Source organism: Streptomyces sp. NBC_00631, assembly GCF_045206895.1.
GTDB lineage: Bacteria > Actinomycetota > Actinomycetes > Streptomycetales > Streptomycetaceae > Streptomyces.
Genome location: NZ_CP107734.1, coordinates 460,929 through 486,909 on the forward strand (window position 1 = coordinate 460,929; position 25,981 = coordinate 486,909).

The 25,981-nt window shown below is 70.6% G+C and carries 20 protein-coding genes and 2 pseudogenes; 13 read left to right on the forward strand and 9 right to left on the reverse strand.

Going from position 1 to position 25,981, the window contains the following annotated elements:
• Positions 1 to 102: 102 nt before the first annotated feature.
• Together OHB00_RS02445 and OHB00_RS02450 are read left to right on the forward strand one after the other, a co-directional pair.
• Positions 103 to 540, forward strand: a complete 438-nt coding sequence (locus OHB00_RS02445) for a hypothetical protein (RefSeq protein ID WP_406430707.1) — start codon at positions 103 to 105, stop codon at positions 538 to 540.
• A gap of 197 nt (positions 541 to 737) precedes the next feature.
• Positions 738 to 1,142, forward strand: a pseudogene (locus OHB00_RS02450) (cupin domain-containing protein); the annotation flags it as partial.
• A gap of 267 nt (positions 1,143 to 1,409) precedes the next feature.
• On the opposite strand, the gene OHB00_RS02455 reads toward OHB00_RS02450, so the two are convergent.
• Positions 1,410 to 2,330 carry a LysR family transcriptional regulator gene (locus OHB00_RS02455; RefSeq protein ID WP_406430709.1) on the reverse strand — a complete coding sequence of 307 codons (921 nt, stop codon included), beginning with the start codon at positions 2,328 to 2,330 and terminating at the stop codon, positions 1,410 to 1,412.
• A gap of 115 nt (positions 2,331 to 2,445) precedes the next feature.
• Here OHB00_RS02455 and OHB00_RS02460 point away from each other — a divergent pair, with 115 nt between their 5' ends.
• Entirely contained in the window at positions 2,446 to 3,297 is an 852-nt protein-coding gene (locus OHB00_RS02460; RefSeq protein WP_406430711.1) for an inositol monophosphatase family protein, read from the forward strand.
• A gap of 50 nt (positions 3,298 to 3,347) precedes the next feature.
• Entirely contained in the window at positions 3,348 to 3,965 is a 618-nt protein-coding gene (locus tag OHB00_RS02465) for an NAD(P)-dependent oxidoreductase (protein ID WP_406430713.1), read from the forward strand.
• 380 nt (positions 3,966 to 4,345) lie between these two features.
• Here the strand turns inward: OHB00_RS02465 and OHB00_RS02470 are convergent, their stop codons facing one another.
• On the reverse strand, positions 4,346 to 4,969 hold the full coding sequence (locus tag OHB00_RS02470; protein WP_406430715.1) for a TetR/AcrR family transcriptional regulator: 624 nt from the start codon (positions 4,967 to 4,969) through the stop codon (positions 4,346 to 4,348).
• Positions 4,970 to 5,892: 923 nt separating this feature from the next.
• On the opposite strand from OHB00_RS02470, the gene OHB00_RS02475 reads away from it, so the two are divergent.
• On the forward strand, positions 5,893 to 7,227 hold the full coding sequence (locus OHB00_RS02475; protein WP_406430717.1) for an NAD-dependent succinate-semialdehyde dehydrogenase: 1,335 nt from the start codon (positions 5,893 to 5,895) through the stop codon (positions 7,225 to 7,227).
• 309 nt (positions 7,228 to 7,536) lie between these two features.
• Positions 7,537 to 7,773, forward strand: coding sequence for a hypothetical protein (locus tag OHB00_RS02480; protein WP_406430719.1), 237 nt, complete (start codon positions 7,537 to 7,539; stop codon positions 7,771 to 7,773).
• Here the strand turns inward: OHB00_RS02480 and OHB00_RS02485 are convergent.
• The gene (locus tag OHB00_RS02485; protein ID WP_406430721.1) at positions 7,751 to 8,782 is read right to left on the reverse strand and encodes a serine hydrolase domain-containing protein; all 1,032 of its coding nucleotides are present in this window, start codon (positions 8,780 to 8,782) and stop codon (positions 7,751 to 7,753) included. The two genes, OHB00_RS02480 and OHB00_RS02485, sit on opposite strands and share 23 nt — an antisense overlap.
• Positions 8,783 to 9,822: 1,040 nt before the next feature.
• Entirely contained in the window at positions 9,823 to 10,431 is a 609-nt protein-coding gene (locus OHB00_RS02490; RefSeq protein ID WP_406430723.1) for a TetR/AcrR family transcriptional regulator, read from the reverse strand.
• A 57-nt stretch (positions 10,432 to 10,488) separates the two neighbouring features.
• On the opposite strand from OHB00_RS02490, the gene OHB00_RS02495 reads away from it, so the two are divergent.
• Both OHB00_RS02495 and OHB00_RS02500 read left to right on the forward strand, forming a co-directional pair.
• On the forward strand, positions 10,489 to 11,388 hold the full coding sequence (locus OHB00_RS02495) for an alpha/beta fold hydrolase (protein ID WP_406430725.1): 900 nt from the start codon (positions 10,489 to 10,491) through the stop codon (positions 11,386 to 11,388).
• A 351-nt stretch (positions 11,389 to 11,739) separates the two neighbouring features.
• Complete coding sequence (locus OHB00_RS02500; protein WP_406430727.1) at positions 11,740 to 12,012, forward strand: hypothetical protein; 273 nt, start codon at positions 11,740 to 11,742, stop codon at positions 12,010 to 12,012.
• Here the strand turns inward: OHB00_RS02500 and OHB00_RS02505 are convergent.
• Positions 12,009 to 12,467, reverse strand: coding sequence for a nucleotidyltransferase domain-containing protein (locus tag OHB00_RS02505; protein ID WP_406430729.1), 459 nt, complete (start codon positions 12,465 to 12,467; stop codon positions 12,009 to 12,011). The genes OHB00_RS02500 and OHB00_RS02505 overlap by 4 nt on opposite strands.
• Before the next feature lie 399 nt (positions 12,468 to 12,866).
• Positions 12,867 to 13,553, reverse strand: a complete 687-nt coding sequence (locus OHB00_RS02510; protein ID WP_406430731.1) for an LURP-one-related/scramblase family protein — start codon at positions 13,551 to 13,553, stop codon at positions 12,867 to 12,869.
• 543 nt (positions 13,554 to 14,096) lie between these two features.
• On the opposite strand from OHB00_RS02510, the gene OHB00_RS02515 reads away from it, so the two are divergent.
• Together OHB00_RS02515 and OHB00_RS02520 are read left to right on the forward strand one after the other, a co-directional pair.
• Positions 14,097 to 15,146: a LacI family DNA-binding transcriptional regulator gene (locus tag OHB00_RS02515; RefSeq protein WP_406430733.1), complete on the forward strand. Its 1,050-nt coding sequence runs from the start codon at positions 14,097 to 14,099 to the stop codon at positions 15,144 to 15,146.
• A 226-nt stretch (positions 15,147 to 15,372) separates the two neighbouring features.
• Positions 15,373 to 17,427, forward strand: coding sequence for an RICIN domain-containing protein (locus tag OHB00_RS02520; protein ID WP_406430734.1), 2,055 nt, complete (start codon positions 15,373 to 15,375; stop codon positions 17,425 to 17,427).
• A 236-nt stretch (positions 17,428 to 17,663) separates the two neighbouring features.
• Here the strand turns inward: OHB00_RS02520 and OHB00_RS02525 are convergent.
• A pseudogene (locus OHB00_RS02525) lies at positions 17,664 to 17,834 on the reverse strand (transcriptional regulator); the annotation flags it as partial.
• A 123-nt stretch (positions 17,835 to 17,957) separates the two neighbouring features.
• On the opposite strand from OHB00_RS02525, the gene OHB00_RS02530 reads away from it, so the two are divergent.
• The 3 genes from OHB00_RS02530 to OHB00_RS02540 all read left to right on the forward strand — a co-directional run bounded on the left by OHB00_RS02530 (position 17,958) and on the right by OHB00_RS02540 (position 21,001).
• Positions 17,958 to 18,974 carry a zinc-dependent alcohol dehydrogenase family protein gene (locus OHB00_RS02530; protein ID WP_406430736.1) on the forward strand — a complete coding sequence of 339 codons (1,017 nt, stop codon included), beginning with the start codon at positions 17,958 to 17,960 and terminating at the stop codon, positions 18,972 to 18,974.
• Between the two features lie 109 nt (positions 18,975 to 19,083).
• Positions 19,084 to 19,311, forward strand: coding sequence for a hypothetical protein (locus OHB00_RS02535; RefSeq protein WP_406430738.1), 228 nt, complete (start codon positions 19,084 to 19,086; stop codon positions 19,309 to 19,311).
• Positions 19,312 to 20,068: 757 nt separating this feature from the next.
• A complete protein-coding gene (locus OHB00_RS02540) occupies positions 20,069 to 21,001 on the forward strand; it encodes an NADP-dependent oxidoreductase (protein ID WP_406430740.1) in 933 nt (310 codons plus the stop codon).
• A gap of 15 nt (positions 21,002 to 21,016) precedes the next feature.
• Here OHB00_RS02540 and OHB00_RS02545 read toward each other — a convergent pair whose 3' ends face one another.
• The gene (locus tag OHB00_RS02545; protein WP_406430742.1) at positions 21,017 to 25,447 is read right to left on the reverse strand and encodes a hypothetical protein; all 4,431 of its coding nucleotides are present in this window, start codon (positions 25,445 to 25,447) and stop codon (positions 21,017 to 21,019) included.
• 3 nt (positions 25,448 to 25,450) lie between these two features.
• Entirely contained in the window at positions 25,451 to 25,969 is a 519-nt protein-coding gene (locus tag OHB00_RS02550; RefSeq protein ID WP_406430744.1) for a hypothetical protein, read from the reverse strand.
• Positions 25,970 to 25,981 lie beyond the last annotated feature (12 nt).

The following is a 25,981-nucleotide window of genomic DNA, read 5'->3' on the forward strand; positions in this document are numbered from 1 at the left end:
TCACGATCGCCGTTGTCAACGAGTGGCTCTGACCTTGCTCGCCAGGCTCGATCAGAGAAACCCGGTATCCCTCCAGGCAGCCACGCATCTAGCCTGTGGCGCATGCACCAGTTGCGAAGGCGCGACCGGCGCCTGGCGCGCCGCGTGCCGTCGGAGCCGGTCCAGCGCCGGGCATTCCGACTCACGGCCGTAGGCGCTGATGTAGTCCTGGTTGGCTACTTCTCTGCGAAGCAGAAGGACTTCGAAACGCTGATGGCGTCGGCAGCCACGGAGCTGGGAGCGCGCGGCGCACGAGTTGTCGCGCAGATTGTGCAACGGCGAGGCGTCTCGGACGGAGGCGTCCAGAAGATGAATCTGCCCTACTCCTCGCGGACTCTGCTGAGGTACGGGAAAGTCCGCGAGGTGGCTCAGGCCTGTGACCAGGTCAACGCTGATGCAGTGATCTTCGTAGCCTCCTTGACCGAGCGCCAGCAGCGCACGTTGACAGACATGCTCGGTCGCCCCGCTGTGAGTCTCTCCGACATCCTCGCCACCGACTGACAGCTCACTCGGATCGGGCTTTTGAAGCACGCCACGGACCGCCTTCGGGGGCGGCCGCCAGGCCGCCCCGGCCCTGCTCACGGAGTTGTAAAGGCGTGCGCTCTTGGTGGTGAGGCGAACGAAGGCGCGGCTGGGGCCCGCGGGCAGGGCGGAGATCAGGCGGGCGCCCTGCGCCAGTCCCCACGCTCCGAGGCGGGATGTGGGGGTCAGGGTCTTCGCCGCGCTCGGCGCGACCGCGCGGCTGCCGTCCCCGTGCGCCGCCATCACGCGCTCGTAGGCGGAAAAGGTACGCCCGTGGGCGCCGCCCGCCCGTGCCAGCTCCGGCGAGGACATGGGCGCCGACGACGGCCAGGGTGGTGCTGCCGCCGACGGCCGGACCGGGGCACGCGCAAAGTACCGGCGGCGCCCTGAGCGTGTTCCGGTCGACCGTGCCGACTCCCACCGCGTCCCCCGTGCATGTGCACCCCGCCGAGGACGAGATCTTCGTCATGCTGAGCGGCAGCGGACGCGTCTGGATCGGGGACCACCGGTTCGAACTCGCCGCCGGCGGCGTCGCGTTCCTGCCGCGCGGTATCCCGCACGCGTACCGCTTCATCTCCGACAACGTGGACATGCTCGCCATCGCCACCCCCTCGGGCATGGAGGACTTCTTCCGCGACGCCGGCTGGAACCGGTCCCGGCCGAAGCCGGCCGGCTGGGCCGTCACCCCCGATGCGCTGGGCAGGGCCGCTGCCGCGAACGGACAGATCGTGCTCGGTCCGTCGCTCGCCCTCGACGCGATGATTCCGGCGGCTCTCCTCGACGGGCATCTGCGACCGCTGCCCCTGGGCCCTGAACACCGCCGCACCGCCATGGGTCTCCGGCCGGCTTCAGGCGCCGCCCACCAGCGGGGCCGGTGCGCCGAGGATGGTGCGCAGGGCGGTCAGGAGTTCGGTACGGAGCCAGGTGTGGGCGGGGTCGGTGTCGTAGCGGTGGTGCCAGGCGACGATGACCGGGACGGGGGGCAGGTCGAGGGGCAGCGGGCGGGCGCGGAGTCCCAGGCTGGTCCAGGCCGGTCGGCATACCTGTTCGGCGACCGTGGTGAGCATGGTGGTGCCGGCGACGAGTTCGAGTGCCGCTGCGGTGGTGGGCAGGGCGGCGCGGACGCGGCGGCGCAGGCCGAGTCCTGCGAGGGCGTCGTCGACGGGGCCGGTGAGGCGTCCGCGGCGGGAGACGGTGACGTGCTCGGCCCCGGCGAAGCGCTCGGGGGTGAGGGGGCCGGTGACCAGCGGGTGGTCCGCGCGCATCACGGCCACCATCCGGTCCGTGGCGACCCGGGTGGCCGCGATCTCGGGCCGCGCGGGCGCCGCGGCCCCGACCTCCAGATCGGTCTGTCCGCGCGCGAGGTCGGCGACATCGACGGAGGGTTCGGCGAGAAACCTGACCGAGACGTTCGGTGCGGCCTCGGCGAGGGCCACGGTCAGGAGCGGGGCGAGCGCCGACACGAGCGCGTCGTGGCAGCGCAGGGTGAAGCCGCGTTCCAGTGTCGCGAGGTCGAGCGCGGTCACGGGCGTGAGTACCGCGGTGGCGCGGGCGACCAGGTCCCGGGTCTCCTCGCGCAGCGCGAGCGCGTGCGGGGTCGGGGTCATCGTACGGCCGGTGCGCACGAGGATGTCGTCGCCGGTGGCCTTGCGGATACGGGCCAGGGTGCGGCTCATGGCAGGCGGGGTCAGATGCAGCCGTTCGGCGGCCGCCGCGACGCTGTTCTCCTCCAGGAGGGCGTCCAGGGCCACAAGCAGGTTCAGATCCACATGCGTCACGGTAACGGATGACCTTACAAGAGTGCACTGGAAATCATGTGAAGGCGCTCGTAGCGTTACGTCGTGAGAGGCCGACAGGCCTCAACTGCGCCGAAAGGGCTGCATCATGACGACCATTCACACCACCCCCGCTACGGCGACCGGCGCCTCCGCGACCCCGATCGCGCCGGCCCAGGACCGGAAGCTGCTCGACGCCGTGGTCCAGATCGCCACCGAGGCCGGCCGCGCCCTGGAGGCGAGGTACTCGACGCAGGCCCGTCCGGCCGGGCGCCGGGACATGTTCCAGGTGGGCACGGCCGACGGGCAGGTCTCGCTCGCCATCCTGCGCCCGGGACTGACCGCGCTGCGCCCCGAGGCACGCTGGCTGACGGACGAGTACGAGACCGCCGAGCTGCCGCCGGGCGAATGGTGGGTGGTCGACGAGGTCGAGGGCAACGTCAACCATGTGCACGGACTGCCCGAGTGGGCGGTGACCGTGGCACTGGTGCGCGACGGGCGGACCGTGCTGGCTGTCGTGCGTCAGCCCGTCGGCGACCTCACCTACACCGCGCTGCGCGGCGCGGGCGCCCACCTCAACGGCGTCCCGCTGCAGGTCTCGGCGAAGACCGACCTGGACGCCGCGATCGTGGTGACCGGGCAGGCCGAGGCCGACCAGGAAGGCACCTACCGCCGCATCGGGCAGTCGGTCACGGCGATGCTCGACAACGCCCTGCTGGTGCGCGCCAGCGTGCCCTCCACGTTCCCGATGCTGCTGGTGGCCGCCGGACACAACGACGTCTTCTGGCAGTACGAGCCCGTCCTGCCCGGCGTCGCCGCCGGCGCCCTGATGATCACCGAGGCCGGCGGCAGGGTCACCCGCATCGACGGCACCCCGTGGAGCCCGGGCGCCGACACCATCCTGGCCACCGCTCCGGCGCTGCACACCCCGGCCGTCCGGGTCCTGGCCACGGTCGCCTGACCAGGCGCGCGGCCACCGACACCATCGAGAACCGGAACCTGGAGAATGCCATGCACGTGACTGTTCTGGCCGCCTCGGGCGCCGTCGGGCTCGCCCTGACCCGTCAGGCCCTCGAACGCGGGCACACCGTCACCGCGGTCGCCCGCACCCCGGCTCGCATCACCGTGCCCGACTCACCCCGACTGACCCGCGTGGCCGCCGACGCACACGATCCGGCGAGCATCGCGGAAGCACTGCGCGACAGCGAGGTCGTCCTGTCCGGCCTGGGAGTGGCCAAGGGAGACAAGCCCGGGGCCCTCACCGCCGGTTCCCGCGCGGTGCTGGACGCGCACCCGGGCGGGATCGTCTGGCTCGGCGCCTACGGCACGGGCCCGTCCGCGCAGGCCGCCGGCATCGCCACCCGCACCCTGCTCAAGGCGCTGGGCGCGGAACTGACCGACAAGGTCACCGCCGACGCCGCCGTACTGGCCGCCCAAGGCACCGTCTTCCACTCCGGCCCCTTTACGAACGGCCCCGCGAGTGCGACGCGCCGTACCGTCGGACTGAACGAGACCCCCAAGCGGTTCTTCCCGGCCCGCATCAGCCGGGAGACGGTCGCCGCCGCCATGCTCGACGAGGCACAGAACCCACGCTTTCCAGGCAGGATCGCCGTCCCCCTCGGGACCTGACCGCCGGGCGGGGCACCGCTCCACAACCGGGACGGCCACGCACCGCAGGTCAGCAGCGCTTGGTTGCCGAAGCCTTCAGCACCGATGGCGCCGTGGCGATCACCGGGGCCAGGATCTGCCTGCAGCACGTCCGGCAACATCCGGGCGCAGCACGGCGGCCGCCAAGAGGAACGAGACCGCGTCCGCGGCGATCGCCCGGCCTCCGCCCACGGAAGCGGTCGACAGGCCGGCGTCACCACAGGCAGGACGCGGCGCGCCGAGGGCGACACCGGCAAGTCCCGTACCGCAGAGGGCGCTCGGTGAGGCGGGCGCCGGAGAGTTCGCCCGGTGTCCGGATCAGCGGCCGCAAGGGCGGGCAGCCGCCCGTGGAGCGGGAAAGCTCAGTCGGTGAGCAACATGCCGCTTCGCAGGCCCAGTTCGTTCTCGGCCACGGTGCGCGGCATATCCGCCGTGCGCGTCCTGCGGTGGTCGGCGGTGGTGTTGACGTATGCGCTGGCGCCGTCGATCGCGACGAGGATACGGGCGGCGGCGCCCCAGGGATCCGTGCAGGCGAAGAGTCCGGCCGCCGTCCCGGCGGCGATGAGCTCCTCCAGGCGCCGGCACCACCGCAGTTCCTGCTTCATGACGTGCTCGCGCAGCACCGGACGGTAGCGCGACAGGTGCCGAGCGTTGAGCCAGAGCTTGCTGACGTCGTCGAACTCGGCGCTCGACGTGAGGCCGAAGAACCTCCGGAAGGCGTACAGAGGGCCGTCCTGTTCCGGCGGCAGCAGGCTGTCGAGTTCCCTCATCGTGGCATGGGTGAACGCCTCGGCGACCAGCTCGTCCGCGGCCGGGAAGTAGTGGCCCACGAGTCCGGGCTGGACGCCCAGCTCGTCGGCGACCCGGCGCAGGGTGACGCACTCCAGGCCCTCGGTGAGCCCGATCCGCGCCGCCGCAGCGACGATCTCGCTGCGGCGTTCACCGGGCGCCTTGCGGACGCGCTTGCCCGTCGCTCTTGACGTCATACGCCGAATGCTATTGAGTGGGCAACCAATAAAGCAATTGGTTACGCGACCAATATGCGGGATCGGCCGGAAGCCCCAGCTCACAGCGGTGCTGGGATGCAGGGATCTCAGCGGCCGATGTCCGTCCGGTATCGGCCCTCGCCGTGGGCCGAGTCACCGGCGCAGCACCGTCAGGAGACCCACGTGTACGACTCCCCCACCGATGCCGGTGAGCTTGCCGCCCACGGGTACCGGCCGGGGCGTAGACGGACCCTGTCCGCGTGGGCCGTCCTCGCGATCGGTCTCGCGACCGGTTTCGCGGCCACCTCCCCGGCCGCCGGCACCCAAGCCGCCGCCCCGCCGGGCTTCGTCCTCGCGGGCCTCACGTGGAGGTCGGCGGTGGTCGTCGCCCTGTTCCGGCAGCTGCTCGCCGGTCCTCGGCCGGGCCGGATCTGCCTCGCCTCGGCGGTCGCGCCGGCCGACCACGGCCGCCTGCCGCGGCGCGAGCCGGCTGTACCTGCTGTTCGACACCCTCGCAGCACAGGTCCTGCTTCGCGTTCCTCGCCGTCGCCGTGGTGGCGCCGGCCGCCCCGCCGAGCGGCCGGTCGAGTCCGGCCGACGGCCCGGTGCGACCGGGCCGTACCGGTCTCGTCGCCACCGTGGCAGCAATGGTGCGGCTGCGGTTTCGAGGCGGCCGGCAGCAGCTCGGCGCTTAACCGAGCTCGCCCCGCGCTGAAGAAGTGACGGCCTCCTGATGCCGTCGCATCCCTGCGGCCGGCCTCCCCCGGACGAACCGGTCGGCCGGACGCACCCGCGCAGCGAGGGCGCCCGGGCGCCCCACGACCTCGGGTCCGACACCAGGGTGCGAACCGCCCTCAAAACCTGGCCGGCCTTCCCCGAACCTGACCGGTTTCCCCTTGATCCCCATGCCGCCTGGAGGCACCATGTACGCCGTCACCGACCCGACCACCGGCGAGGTCGTCGAGACCTACCCGACCGCCACCGACGCCGAGATCGCCGCGGCCGTCGACGCCGCACACGCCGCCGGCGGCTGGGGCCGGTCCGGCTCCGTGGCCGAACGCGCCGCGCTGCTGCGCCGCCTGGGCGACCTGCACGCCGAGCACGGCGCCGAACTCGCCGCGAGCATCGTACGGGAGATGGGCAAGCCGCTCGCCGAGGCCGAGGGCGAGATCGGGTTCTGCGTCGACATCTACCACTACTACGCCGACCACGCCGAGGAGTTCCTCGCCGACGAACCCCTCGACGTCACCTCCGGCCCCGGCACCGCGGTCGTACGGCGCGGTCCGGTGGGCGTGCTGCTCGGCATCATGCCGTGGAACTTCCCGGCCTACCAGGTCGCCAGGTTCGCGGCCCCCAACCTGGCCGTCGGCAACACCATCGTCCTCAAGCACGCCCCGCAGTGTCCCGGTACGGCGGCGCTGCTGGAGCGGCTGTTCGCCGAGGCGGGCTTCCCGGCGGGCGCGTACGTCAACGTGTACGCCACCAACGAGCAGATCGCCGGCGTGATCGCCGACCCCCGGGTGCACGGCGTCTCCCTCACCGGCTCCGAGCGGGCCGGGGCCGCCGTCGCCGAGATCGCCGGACGGCACCTGAAGAAGGTCGTCCTGGAACTGGGCGGCTCGGACCCGTTCGTGCTGCTGTCCACCGACGACCTGGACGCGGTCGTCGAGGCCGCGGTCGCCGCCCGCCTCGACAACACCGGCCAGGCGTGCAACGCCGCCAAACGGTTCGTGGTCGTGGCTGACCTGTACGACGCGTTCGTGGAGAAGTTCACGGCCCGGCTGCTCGACTCCGCCACCGGCGCACCGCTCTCCTCGGCGGCCGCAGCGGAGACCCTGGCGCGGCAGGTCGCCGAAGCGGTGGCGGAGGGCGCCACCCTGCACGGCTCCACGAAGCGGCAGGGCGCCTTCTTCCCGGCGGGCGTGCTCACCGGCCTGACCACCGAGCACACGGCGGCCCGCCAGGAACTGTTCGGACCGGTCGCGATGGTCTTCCCGGCCACCGACGAGGACGACGCCGTACGGATCGCCAACGACACCCCCTACGGCCTCGGTTCCTACGTCTTCACCACCGACCCCGAGCAGGCCGCCCGGGTCGCCGACCGCATCGAGGCCGGCATGGTCTTCGTCAACGGTGTCGGCGCCGAGGGTGCCGAACTGCCCTTCGGGGGCGTGAAGCGCTCCGGCTTCGGCCGGGAACTCGGCCGACTCGGCATCGAGGAGTTCACCAACAAGAAACTGATCCGCACGGTCGCCTGAGCAAGGTTCGGGTTCGAGGGAGATCGGGGAGGACCGTGCGTCGAGGCGTCATGCGTCGACGCGGCACTTTCCGGGCCGCCGTACCGGTGAACCGTCGCCCGGGACGGCGACGGCGCAGGTCAGCGGCCCCTTGGTCCGGGATTTCGTCATCTGTCGCCAGGCACTGATCCAGGGACGCACGCCGACGGAGGATTCGGAGGCACGGGAACGATCACCGCGTTCAGACGCACTCCAGGAGAATCAGATGGCTTCGCACAAGCTCCCCCGCCTGCTCGTCCTCGCGGGAATCGCCGCGTTGGTCCCGCTCGCATGAATGTCCGGCGCGCAGGCGGCAACGTCTGCCGGCACTGGGTGCTGTACAACCAGTACACCGATCAGTGTGCCGAGGTGAGCGGCACCGGCGCCGACGGCGGTGGCACCCCTGTCCGGCAGGGCGAGTGCCACAACAGCCACAGCGGCGACAACCAGGTCTGGGGCATGCTGAACACCCGCGACGTGTCCGGCAACCAGGCGAACGTGCAGGTCAGTCGAATATGGCGCAGTTGACCGCGTCCATCAGGGCCGCGCCGGTCTGGTGCGCCTGCTTGGTGAGAGTGGACGTGGCAAAGAAGAAGGCGGCCGTGCGATGGCCGGTGGAGTCGGTGACGTTGTAGGTCGCGTAGCCCGGGACGACGCCGACGTGGTCCCAGACCGTGCCACAGGAGGTCTTCGCCGTCTCGATGCCCAACCCGTAGCCGAGCTCGTCCGGGTCCCCCGGCCCGCTCTCCGGCACGGTGGTGCGCATCTCGGCCAGTTGGGCGGCGGGCAGCAGGCGGCCCGACATCAGCGCGCCGTAGAAACGGGACCAGTCACCGGCGGTGGACACGATCGCGGCATCCGCTCCGTCGGCCGTGACGTAGTCGCCGGTGACGTCCACGTGGTCGTCGTGCTGCGGTCCGGCGTAGGTCCTGAACTCGTCGGGGACGTCCGGTGGCATGTGGGCGGCGTCAGGTTCGTAGCCGTGCGCGTGCCGGTCGTGCCAGGCGGAGCCGGTGGCGTAGAAGGTGTGCCGGAGCCCCAGGGGTCTGGCGATCCGGTCCCGCACCAGCGCCGCGAGGTTCTTACCGGTGGCCTTCTCCAGGACGGCGCCGATCGCGATGTAGTTGGTGTTGCTGTACGACCACTCGGTGCCGGGCTCGAACAGTGCCGGGTGTCTGCTCACCAGGCTCAGGATTTCCGTCGACGTCCATACGTGGGAGTCCCGGCCAGTGAGGGCCGGTGCGAGGGCGGGGTCATCGGTGTAGTCGAACAACCCACTGGTGTGGTTGAGCAGCATGCGCAGGGTGATCGCTCTGCCGTTGCGCACCTGGCCGGGCAGCCACTTGTCGACCGAGTCGGTGAGGGAGAGTCTGTGCTCAGCGACCAGTTGCAGGACGAGGGTGGCCATCACCGTCTTGGTGTTGGACGCTTCTCGCACCTCGTCGTCCGCCCTGAGCCGATGGTCCTTCTTCGTCCAGGCGGCCTGCTCGGAGATCTCGATGGGCCTGCCGTGACCGTCGTCCACCCGCACGATCACCCCAGGCACTCCTTCTTCCACCAACTTCCGCGCCAGCTCCCGCAGGTGAGCGCGTGTCTCCGCAGTGCCGTCCTGTCGGACCGCCGAGAGCGTCCGAGGGCGGGCGGCGGCGCTCTCGCGGACCGCCGCACTCTCGTGGACCGTGTTCGCACTCGACGGGGTCGCAGCGAGGGGCACGACGAGGGCCGCGGACACCGCAATTGTTGCTACTGCGCGAAACCCCGTCAGTTGCGAGTGCCGTCGACCACGCACATTCACACGCAATTCATGCTCCTTCGAGAATCCGGGAAGGTCGTCGGGCACGATCGGGGTACGGGGAGGAGAACACGGGACTCCGCCCGGCGAGTTGTCGCCCGGCGCTGGGGCGAAGCCAGCTCCGGCGGGCCTTGCACAGCCCTGGGGAATCCTTCGGAGGATAGCCGAAGGCGGGGTGAAAAAGATGACTATCAGTTACTCGATCGTGTTTCCCTGGGTGGGGCGAGTTGTTGAGCTCGACCTCGATGTCCCGTGACGACCGGCCGACTTCACATGCGGACCACGAACCCCATCGAGTCAACGTTCCCCACGGTCCAGCGCCGCACCAAGGTCCCGCGAGACGCGGGCGGCCCCGCTGCGATCTCTCGTGATTGTGGCAGTGGTTGTGCTCGCCCTAGTCGACGGCATCCCGCCGGTGGCCGTCCTTCCGGGCCGTCCCCGCCGGCGCTCCGAGTCCGACCTGGGCGACAGGGCGTACGACTCCCGGACAGTCCGCCGTGAACCGCGCACACGCCGGATCATGCCGATCCTCCACGACGCCTTCGTCTCCCTGGCATGCAGCCTCATCTGCTGGCGACGCCACAACAAGGCCCACCCATGATCCTGTTACGAGCTCCAAGAGACCGAAGACCGAGGCGGCTCAGGTTCAGCCTCTTCCCCCGGTGAGACGATTTCGGCGCCCGGGTAGGCTCAGCCCCCATGAGGGCTGGGCCGAGTCACGTCCTGCCGAGCCGCCGGCTGCCCCAAGGTCTCTGCAGATCCATTGGCGACGGAGTCGTTCCCGCCTATCGCGGCCCCGACGGTTCGGCCGGTCGGTTCGGCAGAGCCTTGGCATTCTTGGCGGCGGCTGCCGCGACGGTTGCCAGGTCCTCGCCCGAGAAGCCGGCGCGGCTCAGCACCGCCAGGGATTTGTTCGTCGCCAGCGTGCACAACGCCAGCTCTGCCGCTTCCTGCTCACCGGCCCCCGTCGCCAGCAACGCCTCCTCCAGCCTCGCCCGCAAACCGTCCATCATGGCGCGGACCATCGCCCGGCCCTCCGCGTCAAGCGCGGGGAACTGCGTCGCCGACACCGTGAGCAGGCAGCCATCGGGGACCGTCGGGTCGGCGATACGGTTCAGGGCGACCTGCAGGAAGGCGGCCACAACGGCGCTCGGGCTCGGGTGAGGACCGGACAGTGCCTGCTCGTACAGCGGGTGGTAGGTCTGCGCGTACCGTAGGAGGCTCTTCCGGAAGAGGGCACTCTTGTCGCCGAAGGTGCCGTAGAGCGAGCCCCGGCCCAGGCCCGTGCCTTCGGTCAGGCGATCGATCGAGGCCTCCGAATAACCCCAGCGCCAGAAGACGTGCATCGCGCGTCGTAGCGCCTCGTCCACGTCGAATTGCTTGCGGCCTGCCATGGTCGGTCAGCCTACACATCTTGTACCGATCGTTCAAAGATGGGTATGGTCGTCGGCATGACAAGCTTGAGTTCGCTGCGGCTGCCTGACGGGTTCCTGGACGTTTTCACCAGCCGGTTCGTGGAGGTGAACGGGCTGCGGCTGCACGCGGTCACCGGTGGGGACGGCCCGGCGCTGCTGCTGGTCGGCGGGTGGCCCCAGACCTGGTACGCCTGGCGGGAGGTGATGCCGGCGCTCGCCCGTGAGCACACCGTCGTCGCCGTCGACTCGCGCGGGGCCGGGCTCTCCGACAAGCCCGACGACGGGTACGACGCCGGCACGCTGGCCGCCGATCTGGTCGCGTTGATGGCCACGCTTGGGCACGACCGGTTCGACGTGGTCGGCCACGACATCGGTACGTGGACCGGATACGCCCTCGCCGCCGATCACCCCGAGCGGGTGGGCCGGCTCGCCATCCTCGAAGCAGTGATCCCCGGTCTCACGCCGTCCCCGCCGTTCTTCGGCCCGGCCGCGGTCAGCCTGAAGCTCTGGCAGTTCGGCTTCAACCGGCTCACCGACCTCAACGAGGAACTGGTCCGGGGACGGGAGCGGCTCTTCTTCGGCTGGCAGTTCGCCACCAAGGCCGCCACGCGGACCGCGATCCCCGCGTACGCCGTGGACGTCTACGTCGACGCGATCACCGCGGATCCTCGCGCGCTGCGGGCGAGCTTCGCGTACTACCGGGCGCTGGACGAGACGATCGCGCAGAACGAGCAGCGCAGCAGGACCCGGCTGACACTGCCGGTGCTCGCCGTCGGCGGCGCGCTGTGGAGCGGCGCCAATGCCGCCCAGACGATGCGGCTGGCGGCCGACGACGTCACGGAGGTCGTCCTCGACGACTGCGGCCATTACCCGGCCGAGGAGCAGCCGGCGCGGTTTGTCGAGATCCTGGAAGACTTCCTCGTGGCCAACCGGTAACAGGCACGCGGAGCTTCACAAACTCCACTACGTCGTCGAGCAGGCCTTCGCCCCCTCCACCAGTTCAGACGCCTCGCCATCCGATGGCAACGACGCCTCGAACTCCACGACGCCTTCGTCTCCCTGGCATGCGGCCTCATCTGCTGGCGGCGCCTCAAGAAGGCCCACCCGTGATCCTGTTACGAGCTCTATGCGATGTTCCCTGTTTCATGCGGTTTGAGCCACTGTTAGCTGCTCCTTGCGAATCGGTTCGTTTTCCCCATGGGCATGCCGGTGCCGAGTTGAGGGTCTGGACCTCTCGCAGTCGCGAGAGGTCGACGGGCACACCGGATGGCAAGGAGAACGTTCACCGTGGTCGAGATCGTCGAGATCTACGTGCGCTGGTACGCGGGCCGCGCCAAGAGCCAGGTGTCCGCCTCGCTCGGGGTGGACCGCAAGACGACCCGAAAGTACCTGGCGGACCGCGCCTGGGAGAAACGCATGCGCGAACTCATCAACCCGGTTGTCGCCGAGTCGCTGCTGGATCGACTGATCAACGCCAGCCACCAGGTCATCGTGAACGGCCCCAGCTGTCGACCCGACAAGCGGCCCAATGGCCCCACCGGCAACCAGCCGAGCAATTAACAGGCGGCGAGAAGATCACCGAGGATGCCTGCCGGGTCGTGCAACACCCGGGCGCCGTCGGTGACGACCCGATGCGTCCCCGGATCAACGGGGTCTGTCTTCGCCCAGGCCGGGGAGCCGATGCCCAGCTCGACTTCCAGGCCGGAGGCCGTGGAACAGCGTCGCTCAGTGATCGGTCCCCACGGCTGGGTGCGGATCACTTCGCCCAGCCCCAGTTCCACGGCCCAGGCATCCTCAAGCAGATATCGGGACTGGTCCGTGGTGAGCAGGACGATGTCGATGTCGGAGTCCGGTCGCGCGGCATTGCGGGCGCAAGATCCCACCAAGAGCAGGCCGACGATGTCATCACGGCCCCTCGACCAGCATGTGATCCGGTCGATGACCTCGTTGATCTCAGCGACGCGCTCCGGCGACAGCGCGGTCGGAAGACTCGCTGACTGATCGTCGCGATGCATCTCGAATGTCCCGTCCCTCACCGAAGAGCCGGTCCCAACCTCGGACAGTTTCTCAAGCCAGTCCCAGGCAGCAGCGGCACGATGGCCCGGCCACGAGCCGGCGGACTCGCTCCCCATCACGCAACGCAACGACCCACGACCTGGGGAATTACGTGATCGACGACAGGCGAGGCCAGAACTGACTGCATCGCCTGATGACGGGGGTGGGCGAGCATCTGGTCAGGCGCGACCCGTCTCCCTGTCAACGCCCTTCAGGGCCACAGGGCTTGGGGCGGCCGTCCGTCGGAGCTCGACAGGTACGACCACGAGGCAGAGCAATGTGATGCCGTGTCGATCCAGTCGGGGCAGGCTCCGCTGCCCCGACGTGTGCACCTTGCGCCGCTCCCACGCGGCTCGTCGTCAGCCCAGCCCGCGGGCGTCCTGCTTCAGAGCCGTGTCCACCGTCAGCGCCGTGGCGACGACCAGGCTCCGCAACGGCTCGGGGAGTTGGTGGTGGATCTGGAGAACGTAGTTGTCCGCCGTGGTGAACATGGTCTTGGCGAGGCCCTCCCAGGTCTTGGTGATGCGGGCAACCTCGGTGCCCGCCTGGTCGACGACGGCGAAGTTCCAGGCGCGCCAGTTCTCTCCCTTGATGGCGCCGATCTGGATCCCACCCGCGTTGATGGCGAAGCTGATCTTTCCGAAGACGTTCTGCTGGACCAACTCGCCCAGCAGTTCTCCGTCTGGACGGGCAACGATCACCCGCGACTTGAATATCTTCGCGGGACGAGTCAGTTGCAGCACCGGCTGCCCCTGGGCGTCCCGGATCTCCAGCCTGTGAGTGAAGTACTGGTCCCAGTCGCTGATGAAGCGTACGACCTTGCGCAGCGTGCTCTGCCCGACCTCGACCACGGACCCGAGCTGGTTGCCGTGCTGGTCCATGACCTTGTACTCGTTGGTCAGCTCTATGAGTTTGGCCTTCTGGTTCACGACCAGCACCGGTTCGGTGAAGAGGGTGCCGCCACCGGGACCGCTCGGGGCGATCCCGGCCTGCTGCCGCACCTGGCGGCTGACCTTCGGGTCAGGAGTGTTCGATTGTGTGGTCACTGCGGCAAGTTACCCCCCGTAGGCCGCGCCCCGGTCGACCGCGCGCCGTCTCGTGGCCACACCGTGACGAATCGCGGGGCATCGACTTCGGCCGCATCGGCTCAGGCCGACGGGCGGAGACCGAAACAGAAGTCACCGGCACAGCCCGACGCCGCGTACGAAGGGACCGACGCCCTGCTGCTGGGGCGGCGGACGTACGAGATTTTCGCCGCTTACTGACCGCACCAGGAGCAGGGAGGGAGTGAGGGAGGGAGGGAGGGAGGGAGGGAGGGAGGGAGGGAGGGAGTGAGGGAGGGAGGGAGGGAGGGATGTGTGGCGCGCTTGAATCCCCTACACACGCCGTCCTCCCCCGCCCTCGCGACCCGCTCCGCTCAGCAGTCGAGCGGTGACGATCGCGGCACCGGACACCAATGCGAGGCACATGTGCCGTTGCGAAAACTCTTGACGCCGGGCCTGTGGGTGCGTAGATATGACCGCGCGATCAGACCGCGCGGTCATATCGCCCGACCTTGTTCGACACAGGCACGGCCCCTGGGAGACTGCATGGCACGAGAAGCGGAGCGCGGCACGGACTCGCCCCTGCCGCGCAGCGCGGATGTGGCCCAACTGGCCGGCGTCTCGCGCAAGACGGTCTCACGAGTCCTCAACAACGAGCCGTACGTGTCCGACGAGGCCCGCCGACGCGTTCTCGATGCCGCCGAAGCACTGGGCTACCGCCTGAATCACGCCGCCAGGGCGCTGGCCTCCGGACGCACCCGCTCCATCGGTGTCGTCGCCCTCGGTACCGCCGGTTACGGGACCGCCTCCCTCCTCGTACACATCGAGCAGGCAGTGCGGGACGCGGGTTACGCGCTCCGGGTCGTCAACACCCCCGACGGCGGCCCCGAGAGCATCGCCGGTGCCCTGGAGTCACTGCTCGAACAGGGCGTGGACGGCGTCATCGTCTCCGAGCCCTTCGTGAAGGGCGAGGTCTCGGTCCGCGTCAACGTGCCGGTCCTGTTCATCGGAGCACCCCCCGCGCCTGCCTTCACCGCCAGCCGGACGCTGTCGGTGAGCGTGGGCGCCCACGAACTGGCGCGCGCCGCCACCGAGCACCTGCTGGACCTGGGACACGCGACCGTCCATCACCTCTCCGGCCCCCGGCGGTGGTACGCCACCACGGACCGCATCGAGGGATGGCGGGCGGCGCTGGCGGCCCGCGGTGCACACGAACCTCCGCTGCTGAACGGCGACTGGTCGGCGGCCTCCGGTTACGCCGCGGGCCGTGCGCTCGCCTCGGACCGGACCGTGACCGCGGTGTTCGCCGCGGGCGACGAGATGGCCATCGGTCTGATCCACGCCCTGCGAGAGGCCGGACGCCGGGTACCGGAGGACATCAGCGTCGTGGGTTTCGACGGCAATCCCGTCTTCGCGTATGTCTCTCCTCCCCTGACCACCGCGCGCCAGCCGTTCGAGGCCGCGGCCGCAGAAGGCATCCGTCTGCTCGTCCACGCCATCGAGCAGCCCGACTCCGAACCGGCGCCGGCGAGCGACCCACCGGTCGAGCTCGTGGTGCGCGGCTCGACCGCGCCTCCGCCCTCGCTGCGGGGCTGACGCAACCTCGTACCACCTGACCTGTGCCCCGGGTACGCCGCCGGGGCATCCAGATCCGCCCTAGCCATGTCGTGCCGCGAGCGCATCGTTCACGCGTGCCGAACGGCCCTTCCGCCCGGTCGCGCGCCGGCGTGACATTCACCGAACTCCGCCGTCCTCCCGGACCCGGTCCCGGGGACGGCGGGAACCGAAACGCCCTTCCCTTCCCCTCCCCCGAGAGCCGCACATGTCCCATGTACAGACAGGCGTCAGATCAGGCGCCGCTCCGCATTCACGCCCCGTCCCCCTTCTTCTCCTGCTGCTGACCCTGATCGCAGCGATCGGCACGGTCGTACTCCCCGCCGCGGCAAGGGCGCATGCACTCTCCCGTCCCTCGCAGACCATGTACACCCCGCCGTCGAACGCGCCCGCCCCCGGTTCGCTCTACCCACGGGCGATACAACTGCAGCACAGCGGCTCGGCCAACGGCACCGTCCTCGCCACCTTCGAGCAGTACACCTCCGGGACCCCGGTCTTTCCCGTCTACCGCAGCACCGACAACGGCAACTCCTGGACCCACATCTCGGATGTCGCCGACACGCAGAACGGCTGGGGCATGCGCTGGGAGCCCCAGCTCTTCGAACTGCCCACCGCGATCGGCAACTTCCCCGCGGGAACCCTCCTGATCGCGGGCGACTCCGTGCCCGGCGACCGGTCCGCAACCAAGATCGACATGTACGCCAGCACGGACCACGGTCTGACCTGGACCTTCGTCACCAACATCGCCACCGGCGGCCAGGCCACCGCCAGCAACGGCTTCACCCCGGTGTGGGAGCCCTTCTTCCTCGTCAACGGCAGCCACCTCATCGTCTACTACTCCGACCAACGCGACCCCAACCACGGTCAGAAGCTGGTGCACCAGGTCAGCACGGACGGCGTCAACTGGGGTCCGGTCGTCGATGACGTGGCGATGCCCACCTACAGCAACCGCCCCGGCATGGCGACGGTCGCGAAGCTGCCCAACGGCAACTACGTGCTGACCTACGAGTACGGCGGCGCCCCGGAAGGCAACTTCGCCGTCTACTACAAGATCTCCGCCGACCCGGAGGCGTTCGGCAGTGTCACCGGCATTCCGCTGCGGACCACCGACGGCAACGTGCCCTGCTGCAACCCGTTCGTCACCTGGCTGCCCACCGGCGGCGCCAACGGCACCCTCGTGGTCAGTGCCCAGAGCAGCACCGACCTGTTCCTCAACACCCAGAACGGCGCCGCGAACGCCTGGACCCGGATCCAGTCCACCGTCCCGGGCGGGTACAGCCGCGGCCTGCTCCCCCTGTCCGACGGCCACAGCCTGCTGGTGCTCAGCGGCGGCTACAACGGATCCAGCCTCAACCCCGTCTCCTACGGCACCATCGACCTCGGCGGCGGTATCTCCGACGGCGCCACCTACACCGTCTCCAACGCGGGCAGCGGCCTGAACCTCACCATCGCGGGCGGCGCCACCGCCAACGGCACCTACGCCACCCAGCAGAACACCGACAACGCCACCGACCAGCAGTGGCGGTTCGTCCAGCAGTCCTCCGGCTACTTCAAGATCTTCAACGTCGCCAGCGGCAAGGTCCTCGGCATCGAGAACCAGTCCACCGCCGACGGCGCCAAGGTCCTGCAGTGGGACGACAACGGCACCCTCGACCACGAGTGGGCCGTGGCCCCCCACCCCGCCGGCGGCTACACCCTCACCGACCGCGTCACCGGCAAGCACCTGGAGATCCCGAACGCCTCCGCCACCGCCGGCACGATCGCCGACCAGTGGGGCGACACCGGCTGCGCCTGCCAGCGCTGGAACCTCACCCAGACCGCCCTGCCGACCCTGACCACCGGCCAGTACGTGTTCGTCAACAAGAACAGCGGCAAGTACCTCGACATCCCGGGCGCCTCGACGGCCGTCGGAACCGCGACCGAGCAGTGGCACAACTCCGCCTGCTCCTGCCAGCTGTTCACTTTCCAGTCCGCCGCGGGCGGCGCCTGGAACATCAGGAACGTCAACAGCAACCTCAACCTGGACATCAGCAACTCCTCCACCACCGCAGGCGCCGCCGTCGTCCAGAACACCTCGTCCGGCGCCGCCTCCCAGAAGTGGACTCTGACCGACGCGGGCAACGGCTACTTCAAACTCCAGAACGTGAACAGCGGCCTCGTCGCCGGCGTCGCCCAGTCCTCCACCGCCGACGGCGGAGCCGTCATCCAGTGGAGCAGTCTCAACGTCGACGACCAGCTCTGGAAGATCGTCCGCATCAACTGACACCACAGAAGCCGCACAGAGCCCACCACACCGTTGACAACAGGGCCCGCCGACCGGAAGGTCGGCGGGCCCCAGGCGTGGTGGAACCGTACAGGTCCCGGGCGGTGGACCGCAGTGATGGAGCGCCGCCGCCAGACAGTCGGGCTGAGCGCAGGAGGGGGCGGCCGCAGCCATGACGGTTGGTCAAGTCCGTCGCACAGCGCCGCGATGCCACCTCGTCTCCACTGCAGATGACGTCAGGCTGACGGCGGTGATGGGGACAGGCTGTGATCTGCGGCCCAGGAGGCAAGGATCCGAAGCCGGTCGTGCGTGGGCGAGCCGGGGGCCGCGGTCCACACGGTCAGGTGCTGGTCTCGGTCGGTATTGGCGGTGAGGGCGTCCCGGGGGAGGGATTTGTACCCAGGATGTTCCTTTCCCCGGATGGATTCCTCCGCTGTTGGCGCTCGCCCTCCCGTGTGAGGCTCGACCGTGAGCAGCCACTTCGACCCAGGCTGCGGTACGCAGTCTCTCGCAGTGAAGGAAGAACCACCATGCGCGGAGCAGTCATCCACGCCCCCGGCGACGTGCGCTTCGAGACCCTGGACGACCCGGAGATCAGCCGGCCCACCGACGCAATCATCCGGACGGTCGCCACCTGTGTGTGCGGCTCGGACCTGTGGCCCTACCGCGGCCTGGAACCCATCGGCGACCCGCACCCGATGGGGCACGAGTACGTCGGCATCGTCGAGGAGGTCGGCGCAGAGGTCACCAACGTCAAGCCGGGCCAGTTCGTGGTCGGCTCCTTCGCCACCTCGGACAACACCTGTGCGAACTGCCGTAACGGCTGGCAGTCCAGCTGTCTGCACCGGGAGTTCATGAGCACCTGCCAGGCCGACTACGTGCGCATCCCCAACGCCCACGGCACCCTGGTCGCCACCGGCGAGCACCCCGCCGCCGAGGCGGTGCCCGGCCTGCTCGCCGTCTCCGACGTGATGGGCACCGGCTGGTACGCGGCCCTCGCCGCCGAGGTCAAGCCGGGCTCGACGGCCGTCGTGGTCGGTGACGGGGCGGTCGGTCTGTGCGGGGTCATCGCAGCGAAGGAGCTCGGCGCCGAGCGGATCATCGCGATGAGCCGCCACGAGTCCCGGCAGAAGCTGGCCGCCGAGTTCGGTGCGACCGACATCGTCAGCGAGCGCGGTGAGGACGGCGTCGCCCGGATCAAGGAGCTGACCGGCGGCATCGGCGCCGACAGCGTGCTGGAGTGCGTCGGCACCGCCGAGTCCATGCGGCAGGCCCTGCACTCGGCCCGCCCCGGCGGCAACGTCGGCTTCGTCGGCGTCCCGCACGAGGTGGCGGTCGACGGCGTGGAGCTGTTCTTCTCCCACGTCGGCCTGCGCGGTGGCCCCGCCCCCGTCCGCCGCTACCTGCCCGACCTGATCGACCGCGTCCTGTCCGGCCGGATCAACCCGGGCAAGGTCTTCGACCTCACGCTGCCCCTGGACCAGGTCGCCGAGGGCTACCAGGCGATGGACGAACGCCGCGCGATCAAGACCCTCCTCAAGCCCTGACCGTCCAGGCCCCACATCGCTGCAGGCCGGGCAGCAGATGCCCGCCCGCGGACGGCCGCTGATTCGACGGCGTCGTGGCCGAGCCGGCCGACGCGGGCGTACAGGCCCCGTGGCTTCGTCGCCCGACCTTCCTGACCCCGCCGCCCTCCCACGGCCCTGCGGGCAGCCGCCGACGGGTGTCGGTATCTCCCACGCCGGTCTGCTGATCACCGCCTTCGCCATCGGTATGATCGTCGGCTCGTCGGCCATGGCCATGGCTACCCCGCGCCTGCCCCAGCGCAAGACGCTGATCCTGGCTCTCACCGCTTCTGCGCCGGTCACGTTGTCGCTGCTCTGAGCACGTCTTTCACGGTCGTCCTCGCCGCCCGCGTCGTCACCGCTCTGGCCAACGGGGCGTTCTGGTCCGTCGGTGGAGTCGTCGCCGCCTCCGCCGCAGGACCCTCAGAACGCGACCCGCGCCATCGGTGTCATGATCGGCGGCCTGCCCCTCGCCAACGTCATCGGGGTGCCCGTCGGCTCGTTCGGGGGCCAGTTCACCGGCTGGCCCTGTCCGTTCCGGGCCCTGGCCATCCTCTCCGGACTCGCCACCGTCCTCATCGGCCGCTCTCTTCCCGCCCGCGGACAGCGCCGAGGTCTCCGTCCGGGCCGAGGTCCGCGCCCTGCGGCAGGGGCGGCTGTCGCTGGCGCCGACTGCCGCGATGCTGATCATGGGCGGTGTCCTGGCGACGTACAGCCACCTCACCCCGCTGCTGACCGACCGCGCCGGCATCCCCGAGAGCGTCGTACCGCTCGCCCTGATCGCCTTCGGTGCCGGTGCTTCTGTACTGGGGGAGCCTGACCACGTCGAGCCGGGAGATCCGTTCGAACCTGCGGGGCATCGCTCCGCTCAGCACCGTGCTGGTCCTCACCACCAGGGCTGTGGCAGTCGCCGGACATGCGTTCAGCCTGCCGTGGCCACGAAGGAAGGCGCCGGAGCAGGTGAGATCGGTCATGCGGCACGGCATACATACACCTGCAGCCGTGAGCCCTGCGCGCGAGCGGGCTGTGCGATCGGATCGCCCCTCCGCAGTTCGCCCTCCGCAGTAAGGACGTACATGCAAGCCATCACTGTGCGAGACCGTGACGCCGGTCTGGCCGGGATGTCCCTGACGGACATGCCCCACCCTCATGCGGCCGAGAACGACGTCATCGTGCGGGTGCACGCCGCCGGGTTCACCCGCGGTGAGCTGGACTGGCCCGCCACGTGGACCGATCGTGCCGGCCGCGACCGGACGCCGAGCGTGCCCGGGCACGAGCTGTCCGGTGTCGTCGTGGAGCTGGGGTACGGCACCACCGGCCTGAGCGTCGGACAGCGGGTGTTCGGCCTGGCCGACTGGACCCGTAACGGCACGCTCGCCGAGTACACCGCGGTGGAGGCCCGCAACCTCGCCCCGCTGCCGGCGGACATCGACCACACCATGGCCGCCGCGCTGCCGATCTCCGGGCTGACCGCCTGGCAGGGCCTGTTCGACCACGGCCGCCTCACCACAGGCCAGACCGTCCTGATCCATGGTGCCGCGGGCGACGTCGGCTCGATCGCGGTACAGCTCGCCCGCGAAGCCGGCGCCCGCGTCATCGGCACCGGCCGGGCCTCCGGCCGGGACCGGGCACGTGCCGTCGGCGTCGACGCCTTCATCGACCTGCAGACCGACGAGCTGGAGGACGCCGGCGACGTCGACGTGGTGTTCGACGTGATCGGCGGCGACATCCTCGACCGCTCGGCCGCCCTGGTCCGGGCCGGCGGCACGTTGGTGAGCATCGTCGGGCCGCCCAGGGTCCAGCCGGAGGACGGGCGGGCGGTCTTCTTCGTCGTCGAACCCGACCGCGCCCGGCTCGCCGATCTCGCCACGCGGCTGAGAGACGGCCGGCTCAAGCCGTTCGTCGGTGCTGTGCGGCCGCTCGCCGAAGCACCCTCCGCCTTCGCCCCCGAAAAGCGCACCCCGGGAAAGACGATCATCCGCGTCACGGAGGACCGACTCGCCGGGTAGGTGGGCCCGTGGCGTTCACGAGCAGACCGCGTCGTAGGGCAGGCCGGGGGCGTAGCGGGTCCACTGGGCGCGGGTGAGGGATCCGCCGGTCAGGAGGCAGGCGTGCAGGCCGAGTCGGGTGTGGGGGATCAGGTCCGACAGGCGCCAGGCCCTGATGCCGCCCTGGGCGCCGACGGAAACGAGCGTGCCGCCGTCGGAGGTGACGGTCAGCGATCTGGTGTCTCCGGTACCGCCGTGGACGGTGAACAGGGGCGTGGCGTCCTTCGGGACGGACACGTCCCACACGACGGGGGCGCCGTCCCTGGTGAGGCAGATGAGCATGTGGGTGCCCGGGACGAACCCGACCGCTGTGGTCGCGTTCGGCAGGGTCGCCTCCAGATGCGGGCGTGTGGCGGCGCCCACGGTGAGCAGATAGGTCTTTCCGTCGCTGGCGGCCACCGCCAGACGTCTGCCGTCCGCGGAGGTCGCCGTGCTCAGGACGGCGGCCTGCCCTGGGAGGGTGAAGGAGCCTTTCGAGAGGGGGTGCTCGGGCGATGCGAGGTTCCACACCGTGGTGTCGCCCTTGTCGTCTCCGACCGCCAACTGCCGTCCGTCCGCGGAGAAGGCCAGTGCCGAGATCGGCGACCGCGCCGCAGGAAGAACGGACAGAAGACCGGGATGAGCCGCGTCGCCGATGTTCCACACGGTGAGCGAGGTGGCGTCCGCGACGGCCAGCAGCGAGGTGCCCCCGGTGGTACGTGGGGTGGCGGCCAGAGCGCGGACGGGGGCGGCCCCGGCCTGCCAGTGAGAGACCGCGTGCGGATGCCGCGGATCCAGGTCCGACACGGTGACCCGGCCGGAGGCGGCGCCGGTGGCCAGCACGGCGTCCTCCGGCCCGAAGGCGGCGGCGGTGACCGGGTCGCCCGGGCTGATCTTCAACGTGCGCCATGACGCGGCCGCGGTCGGGGGGCCCAGGCCGATCAGGTCCACGGTGCCGTCGTCGTGCGTGACGGCCACCGTGGTGCCCGGCGCCGAGGCCGTCACGGCTTCGGCAGGGCGGGGAGAGCGGACGTGGACAGGTAGTGCTACGGCGTTCTGGTGGCGGTACAGGTCCCACCGGACGACGTCCCCGTCGTTCGAGCCGGTCGCCAGCGTGTGGCCGTCCGGCGAGAAGGCTACCGACGTCACGGCGCTCGGCCCGTCGAGCAGGGTGCTCGACTGACTCGCCGCCCCCTCACCGTCCAGGTGCCACAGCGCCGTGCTGCCGTCGGCCGACGCGGAGGCCAGCATCCCGCTGTCGGGTGAGAAGGCGACGGCCAGGACGGCAGCGGTGTGGCCGTTGAGCGACACTCGCCGCCAGCGTCCCCGACCGCCCGCGGTCCACAGCTGGGCGCTTCCGTCCTTGGCGCCCGAAGCGACCATGGTGCCGTCCGGCGAGAACGCGAGCGCGTCCAGCGGACTGGTCACGCCGGCGGAGAGACGGCGGGGTGTCGGCCTGCCAGGGCGGGACAGTGTCCACAGCGTCACCCTGGCGTCGTCCCCGGCCGTGGCCACCAGGTTTCCCGCGGGGGCGAAGGCCACCGCGTCGACACCGACCGCCGAGGGCAGGGCGGCCAGCGGCACGGGGTGCGCCGGACGGGAGACGTCCCACAGGAGTGTGCCGCGGTTCCGCGTCGCGGCGGCAACCAGCCGGCTGTCGGGCGACCAGGCCACCGAACTCACCGTCGTGGTGCCGGCGTCGAGCGTCGCCACCACACGGTGCCGCGGGTCGGTGGTGGAGACGAGCAGGACGGTGCCGTCCGATCCGCCTTCGGCGAGCAGTCCGGCGGTCGGTGCGTAGGAGACGGATTCGACCTTTCCGCCGTGCCCGTAGGGGATCGAGTCCAGTTCCTGCATCGGCCTGCGAGTGGGATCGATCAGCACGGTGCCGCCCGCGGCGGTCCCGACGGCCAGCTGGTGACCGTCGTCGCCGTAGCTCACGCTGTCGACGGCCGGGGCCTTGGTGCCGGCGACGGGCCGTACGGTGAAGACGCCGTCGAACGCGGTCGCTTGGAAGATGCGCTGCAGGACGGTGTCGGCCTGCCGTGACGCGCCGGCCCGCGCGCCGGAGACCGCGAGCAGCAGCGCGGTACGGGGGTCGTCCGCACGCAGGGAGTCGGCGACGGTGACCAACTGCTGGGCCAGTGCGGCCCTCTGGGCCTGTGCCCGGTGCTCCGACTGCTGCCGGGCCACGGCGAAGAAGACGGTGCTCGTGACCAGGAGGGTGAAGATCACGCTCAGTGCTCCCACGCGCACCTGCCGGCGGCGGCGCGCGGCCTGGAGGCTGGCCTTCAGGAAGTTTCGCTGTCGCCGGTCGAGTCGGACGTCGCCGTCGGCCGGCCACCGCGTGCGCCGCTCGGCCGAACGGCCGGTGAGCCGGTACTCCCCTGGCAACCGGTGGTTGTTCTCCCAGTACCGAGCGGCCTCGTCGATCTCCTGCCGCTCCAGCAGGCGGCCGCGCGCGCCCTCGATCCATCGCTTCAGATCCGGCCAGGCGGTGAACAGCGACTCGTGGCTGATCTCGGAGAAGCCCCCGTCCACGACGATGAGCCGGGCCCTGGTCAGTGCGGACAGGGCGGTCCTCGCGTCGGCCCCGGAAGGGTCGTCGGGAACCAGGAGTTCGCTGGGCACTCTGCGTCTGATGTACGTCTCACGGTCCCGGTCGACGGCGACCAGGGACAGCAGGATCGCCCGGGCCTCGCGCCGTTCGGTCTCGCTCAGCACGCCGAAGGCGTCGTCGGCGGTTTTCGAGATCGCGCCCCGGATGCCTCGGACCTTTTCGTAGGACAGCGCGGTCAGCCAGCCGCCCTCGGTATGCATCCAGCTCGCGGCCAGCGCGTGCGAGAGCAGGGGCAGGACACCCGGGTCCGCGAGGGAGCCCGCGGTGGCACCGGTGTCCCTGAGGACCAGGCTCGTCAGCCCGGGGTCGACGCGGACCCCCGCTGCCTGAGCGGACTTCTCTACGACCTCGCGCAGGTCCTTCGGGGTCATCGGCTTCAGCGCCACCTCCGCTGCCGGTGCCGCCCCGAACGCCTCCCGCACCGCGTTGCGGAAGTCGTCACGGACTCCGGCGACCACCACGGCCGCGGCGGGGTATGTGCCGTCCGGTCGCGACGCCGCCAGCAGGGTCCGGAAGAAGGCATCGCGGTCCGGCTCCGCGACACCCTGCTGCAGGACCTCCTCCAGCGGGTCGACGATCAGAAGGACCCGCCGGGGCGGGGAGGCGGCACCGCCGGGAACATCGGTGCCGGCCTCCTCGTGCGGATCCGCGGTCAGGCTCCGTATGAGCGCCAAGGCCTCGTCGGCCGTGCGTGGCACGTCCTTGGGCCAGTCGTTGCGCCCGCCCGTCTGTCTCGTCAGCGCGCTGTGGAGCGCCTTCATGGGGGACGTCCCCGGCCTCACCTCCACCACCGGCCAGGCGCCGGAGCCGGGGAGCAGGTCGCCGCTCTCGGCACTCGGCAGAAGGCCCGCGCGCAGCAGCGATGTCTTGCCGATGCCCGAGGGGCCGGTCAGGAGCAACGGGCACGTGCCGTCGGCCGCGCGTACGGCGGCGGTCAACTCCTCCAGGGCGCTGTCGCGGCCGAAGAAGTACCGGCGCTGGGACTTCGCGTAGGGGAAGAGGTCCGGCCAGGGCGGGTTCGGCTCGGCGGATGTGTCCGCCGACCCGAACCGGCTGGTGTGCTGTCCTGCGTCCCAGGCGGCGTTGTCCGCGAAGGGCGTCTGCCACAGTTCCCGGTTGGGCAGTTCGTAGGCGCGCGGGGGTTCATGCAGCCTGGCCTGGAGCGCTTCGGCCACGTCTGCGACGGTCAGGCTGGGTCCGCGGCCGGGAATCCCCTTCTCCAGGATGTCGATGAGGACGCCCGTGAAGCGGGTGTACCGGTCGTCGTTCTCGGCGAGAGCGAGCTCGTCGGAGTCCGCCGACGCCAGCAGGCCGACGGACACCTCACCGGGCCACTGCTGGAGCGGGTGCCGCGCGCTGCGGGAATAGCAGCAGTCCAGGATCGTCAGTACCCGTCTGACGCCGACGCTCTCGATGACCCGGCACGCTTCGGAGAACGGCAGCGCCTCGTCACGCGAGGCCTGCCGTGCCGTCGGAGCGACCAGACTGTTCGTGCCGAGCTGCAGATCACGGAGGTAGGTGCCGCCCATGGTCGCCGTGGCGTGGCCGATGAAGATGAGCAGGAGTGCGGCGGCGCCGTCGGCGGCGGCCCACACCGCGTCGGACAACTCCTGCGCGCCGGCGGGATCGTGGAGGACGTGGAGCCGGCGCTCGTCCAGGCCGCAGCGGCTCCGCAGCAGGTCGGCCAGCGCTTCGGTGCTGCGCCGTACCGGCTCCAGGTCGGGCCAGTCCTCCGACGCGTAGTGGGCGGCGCCCACCAGGAGGACGCGGGTCGCCTCGTCGGAGAGCAGGCCGTGCCGGGGCGGCATCCCTCACCCTTCCCCGGGAGCCCGGGACGCGTTCTCGGCACCCGTCCGCTCCGGGGCGGTGCGGGCCGGCTCGTGGTGTGGTGTGTCCGCGGTCTGCCCGCCGGGGCCGGCGGCCGGCGCCGTACCGTCGGGCGGGGCGAGGAGGTCCCCGGCCAGAGTCCGCAAGGTCTCCCGCAGTTCGCGCCGGTCGTCCTTCCTGACGCGCGTGGCGTCCACGGTGATCTTCCTGCCGTCCTTGTTCTGTTCGAAGGTCACCTTGATGTCGCCGGTTCGGTGGCGCAGCCACGTGGCGACGGCGTAGAGCAGCGCCGCCACGTCGTCCGGACGCAGCGAGGACAGGTGCAGGCCCCACAGTTCGGGCCCCATGCGGCCCGGGAGAAGAGGCTTGTGCAGCGGTGTGACGTCGCTCAGCCGTTCGTCTTCGAGCAGGGCCACGTGCAGGCGGCGCAGTTCCTCACCGGGTGCGGCGGCCGACAGGGTGATCACGATGCCGGGTGTCTCGTCCCGCGCTTGCAGTTCCATGAGTGCGTGGTC

Excerpts from the sequence above, each read along its gene's own strand:
- OHB00_RS02445 (WP_406430707.1), top strand. The coding sequence starts at position 103 with ATGCACCAGTTGCGAAGGCGCGACCGGCGCCTGGCGCGCCGCGTGCCG.
- OHB00_RS02460 (WP_406430711.1), top strand. The coding sequence starts at position 2,446 with ATGACGACCATTCACACCACCCCCGCTACGGCGACCGGCGCCTCCGCG.
- OHB00_RS02465 (WP_406430713.1), top strand. The coding sequence starts at position 3,348 with ATGCACGTGACTGTTCTGGCCGCCTCGGGCGCCGTCGGGCTCGCCCTG.
- OHB00_RS02470 (WP_406430715.1), bottom strand. The coding sequence starts at position 4,969 with ATGACGTCAAGAGCGACGGGCAAGCGCGTCCGCAAGGCGCCCGGTGAA.
- OHB00_RS02475 (WP_406430717.1), top strand. The coding sequence starts at position 5,893 with ATGTACGCCGTCACCGACCCGACCACCGGCGAGGTCGTCGAGACCTAC.
- OHB00_RS02480 (WP_406430719.1), top strand. The coding sequence starts at position 7,537 with ATGAATGTCCGGCGCGCAGGCGGCAACGTCTGCCGGCACTGGGTGCTG.
- OHB00_RS02490 (WP_406430723.1), bottom strand. The coding sequence starts at position 10,431 with ATGGCAGGCCGCAAGCAATTCGACGTGGACGAGGCGCTACGACGCGCG.
- OHB00_RS02495 (WP_406430725.1), top strand. The coding sequence starts at position 10,489 with ATGACAAGCTTGAGTTCGCTGCGGCTGCCTGACGGGTTCCTGGACGTT.
- OHB00_RS02505 (WP_406430729.1), bottom strand. The coding sequence starts at position 12,467 with ATGCATCGCGACGATCAGTCAGCGAGTCTTCCGACCGCGCTGTCGCCG.
- OHB00_RS02515 (WP_406430733.1), top strand. The coding sequence starts at position 14,097 with ATGGCACGAGAAGCGGAGCGCGGCACGGACTCGCCCCTGCCGCGCAGC.
- OHB00_RS02520 (WP_406430734.1), top strand. The coding sequence starts at position 15,373 with ATGTCCCATGTACAGACAGGCGTCAGATCAGGCGCCGCTCCGCATTCA.
- OHB00_RS02530 (WP_406430736.1), top strand. The coding sequence starts at position 17,958 with ATGCGCGGAGCAGTCATCCACGCCCCCGGCGACGTGCGCTTCGAGACC.
- OHB00_RS02540 (WP_406430740.1), top strand. The coding sequence starts at position 20,069 with ATGCAAGCCATCACTGTGCGAGACCGTGACGCCGGTCTGGCCGGGATG.
- OHB00_RS02545 (WP_406430742.1), bottom strand. The coding sequence starts at position 25,447 with ATGCCGCCCCGGCACGGCCTGCTCTCCGACGAGGCGACCCGCGTCCTC.
- OHB00_RS02550 (WP_406430744.1), bottom strand. The coding sequence starts at position 25,969 with ATGGAACTGCAAGCGCGGGACGAGACACCCGGCATCGTGATCACCCTG.